Raw genomic sequence first — 3,230 nt, 5'->3', positions numbered from 1 at the left:
CATTAATATAGCCCTGTTCTTCATTAGTCGCTTCCAGCGGTACCGACACTTCAGTCGGTCGAGGAAGTGACTTTATTTTTTCTTGGATTTCCTCGACCAGTTTGAAGTCATATTCAGAACTTCCAGGGTCATTCTCTGACGTGGCTGTACCAGTAATGGTTTCCAGCAATATACTCTCCAGTAATGTTGAACAGGCATCAGCAACACGGTATTTGTCGTGATCTATTTCACATTTCGTAAGCCATGCAGAAACTGCGTCGAAAGAATCCGAGTTGTCCATCTGATCGCTTAGCCATTCGGAATACTTGTCCATATCACGGTGGTCGTAAATGTACTGGGCATCTTTAGCCTGAATATCCCTACCACCTTTTATATAGCGATATCGAGTGTCCGGTTTTCGTTTTAGAACCGCACAAGCATCCATTGCAGCATCCTGTATGAAATTCCCGATTATCTCCGTGAAGAAAATCGGTTCACTTGCTCCTCCGGAAATATACGGGAGTAGACCTTGGGCATAGTCGGAGAATTTCAAATTGATGTCACCTCCTGCAATRAATAAGACAATATTTTTCCCTGTCCGGGAGCGTCCGAAAGCGTCCGCCCAGTCCGCTTTTCAAAAGCCTTGTTTTGATAAAATTTGATTGACCCAATGAGAAGGGCATTCAAGCAAAAGTGCCAAGAATCACATTTGGTAATTATATCAAAAATCTTGGCGAAAAGCAAGATTTTCTGTAGATAAAGGGGGTGGGGGAAATGGCTAAAAATTCTAAGCAGACTTCCAAGGTGGTGGCTTCCAAGGCAAGCAAAATTCTCAATGATAATCGATACAGCAGTAACTCGAAGTCGGTTGCAGGCAGCGCTTTAAGTCAAACCAGATCTGGCAGGAAGAAGTAATCTGCCGAAGCACGGGACAGGCAGTGACGGATAACAATCAGCCTGCCTGTTCTCCCCTTAAGGGGAATTGATAAACAACGTTCATGCTCACTAAATAAATCTCAATGTCCGAATAGCGCTATAAGGACGGCGGGATGCATAAGAGTTCAGAGCACAGCGATAAAAGCTGTGTCGAGAATGAAGATGCACCCACCGTGATTTCGTGCGCCCATTTTTGGACAAGCGGAGTCTGTGGCCATCTTCTCCACAGGCTCTTTTTGTATTCCGCCGCCCTTTGCCCGGACGGAAAGGAATACAAAATGAAAATCAGGGTGCTGTATGAAGACAACATCAAGAACGGTCATCCGTTCTACACAACCATTGAAATCCCGGACGGCGATTACAGCGTAATGCTGGACACCGACTATGAACAGCGGCTTACGGAGGCAAAGCCGGAAAAGCGCGGTGAAGTCAAACGCTGTGAGACCGTCCAGGAGGTGTTCGACCTTATGAACAAGCGTGAGTATAACAACTGGCGCCAGCACAACAGGCATTGGGATGCCAGTGCTGTTCCGAACCGCATTGATGGCAAGCGCAGTAAAGCAATCCGCAAGGAGGAACAGCTTGAGCCCGGCAATGAAGTCTCAAAGATTCCAAACTATGTCGACGCATTCCCGGACTTCGCCGATGAGGAGCATCGTGATTATCAGTATGATTACGAAAACTGCTGCAGCCGCATCCGCAGCGCGATGAAGCCGGACTATGCCGAGATGATAATCGCAATCCATCTTGATGGCATGAAGCCGGGGGAATACGCAGAGTCTATCGGCGAAAAGCCGAACACGCTGAATCACCGTCTGCAGCGCGCAGAAAAGAAATTTAAAGAACTTTTTCCGAAAACGTCCTTTTCGCTCCTCTCCCGTGGCTACAAGGCAGAGGGACAACCCTCAAATCAAAATTGAGGAGGTAATTCGTTATGGAATTACAGGTTTTCAGAAATGCCGAGTTCGGCTCGGTGCGTACAACGGTTATCGAAGGCGAGCCGTATGTTGTCGGTAAGGATGTGGCGGAGGCGCTTGGATATACCAATACCCGCGATGCCCTCGCCAAGCATGTGGATGAGGAAGACAAGGGGGTAGCAAAATGCGACACCCTTGGCGGAAGTCAGGATTTCATCGTTATCAATGAATCCGGCTTATACAGCCTCATCCTATCCAGCAAGCTCCCGTCCGCGAAAAAGTTCAAACGCTGGGTGACGAGCGAGGTGCTGCCGGCCATCCGCAGACATGGCATCTACGCTGCCGATGAGCTTCTTGCCAATCCCGACCTTGCCATTGCCGCCTTCACGGCTTTGAAAGAGGAACGGCAAAAGGTCAGGGTGCTTTCGGAACAGGTAGCCGTGCAACAGCAGCAGATAACTGAAATGAGACCCAAGGCGTCATATTACGATGTCGTTCTTAATTGCAAAGACCTTGTCGCGATTTCGGTTATCGCCAAGGATTACGGATGGAGCGCCAACAGGCTCAACAGCTATCTGAACGAAAAGGGGGTTCAGTATAAGCAGGGCAAGATTTGGCTTCTGTATCAGAAATACGCCGAAAAGGGATACACCAGCACCAAGACCTTCAGTTCTCCCGGCGGCGACGGAGAGATACACAGCCACGTTCATACCTATTGGACTCAGGGCGGGCGGCTGTTTATCTATCACACGCTGAAGGCGGACGGCATCCTCCCTTTAATCGAACAGGAGGTGTGACTGATGGAACGGAATGAACGCTTCAACGCCTCCGGCTGTTATGACCCCGTTTCCTTCGAAGTCATGAGCAAAATCGAGCGTGAGGAGCGCAAGGCGGTTAAATCCGCCTTCCTCCCGCTCGTGTATATCTGCTGCCCCTACAGAAATGATCCCGTCGGCAACAGCGAAAAGGCGCGCAAGTTCTGCCGCTTCGCCGTAGACCGGGGATATATACCGCTCTGCACCATACTGCATTTCCCTCAATTCATGTCGGACACAGATCCGGAGGAACGTGAACTCGCCCTCTTTATGGACATCGTGCTCATGGGAAAATGCCAGGAAGTCTGGGTGCTCGGCGACACCATCACCGAAGGCATGAGCCGCGAACTGCATAAGGCAGAGCGGCGCAGGCAGCCTGTCCGCTATTTCAATAATGACTTTGAGGAGGCGGAACGTCATGCGTGAACTGCCCATCGCGTACGGTGGCAGCTGCTTCGCAAAGAAATGGTCGAATAAAAAAATCACCTTTGACGACCTCTGCGAAAGGCTGAAAACGACCATCCGCACCCCGGAGACTGCTGAGGAATATCCAAAGCTGCCTAAAGCGGAGCGGGACAGGGTC

The 3,230-nt window shown here is 50.0% G+C and carries 6 protein-coding genes; 5 read left to right on the top strand and 1 reads right to left on the bottom strand.

The window, feature by feature from the left end; translation table 11 throughout:
- Nucleotides 1-532 (bottom strand): hypothetical protein (locus tag AC6I5A_RS05010; RefSeq protein WP_034612494.1); only part of this gene is annotated, 532 nt, incomplete at its 3' end.
- Nucleotides 533-753: 221 nt separating this feature from the next.
- On the opposite strand from AC6I5A_RS05010, the gene AC6I5A_RS05005 reads away from it, so the two are divergent.
- The 5 genes from AC6I5A_RS05005 to AC6I5A_RS04985 form a co-directional block, all read left to right on the top strand.
- A complete protein-coding gene (locus AC6I5A_RS05005; protein WP_497900507.1) occupies nt 754-894 on the top strand; it encodes a hypothetical protein in 141 nt (46 codons plus the stop codon).
- Between the two features lie 134 nt (nt 895-1,028).
- Nucleotides 1,029-1,835 carry an RNA polymerase sigma factor gene (locus AC6I5A_RS05000; protein ID WP_497900506.1) on the top strand — a complete coding sequence of 269 codons (807 nt, stop codon included), beginning with the start codon at nt 1,029-1,031 and terminating at the stop codon, nt 1,833-1,835.
- 14 nt (nt 1,836-1,849) lie between these two features.
- Complete coding sequence (locus AC6I5A_RS04995; protein ID WP_034612491.1) at nt 1,850-2,629, top strand: phage antirepressor KilAC domain-containing protein; 780 nt, start codon at nt 1,850-1,852, stop codon at nt 2,627-2,629.
- 3 nt (nt 2,630-2,632) lie between these two features.
- The gene (locus AC6I5A_RS04990; RefSeq protein WP_034610344.1) at nt 2,633-3,073 is read left to right on the top strand and encodes a DUF7768 domain-containing protein; all 441 of its coding nucleotides are present in this window, start codon (nt 2,633-2,635) and stop codon (nt 3,071-3,073) included.
- A partial coding sequence (locus AC6I5A_RS04985; protein ID WP_497900505.1) for a hypothetical protein occupies nt 3,042-3,230 on the top strand: 189 nt, incomplete at its 3' end. The genes AC6I5A_RS04990 and AC6I5A_RS04985, both read left to right, overlap by 32 nt.

The organism is Desulfosporosinus sp. Tol-M2 (assembly GCF_059735615.1).
Note: the sequence above shows the minus strand (reverse complement) of the source record. Positions and strands in the feature narration are given on the sequence as shown.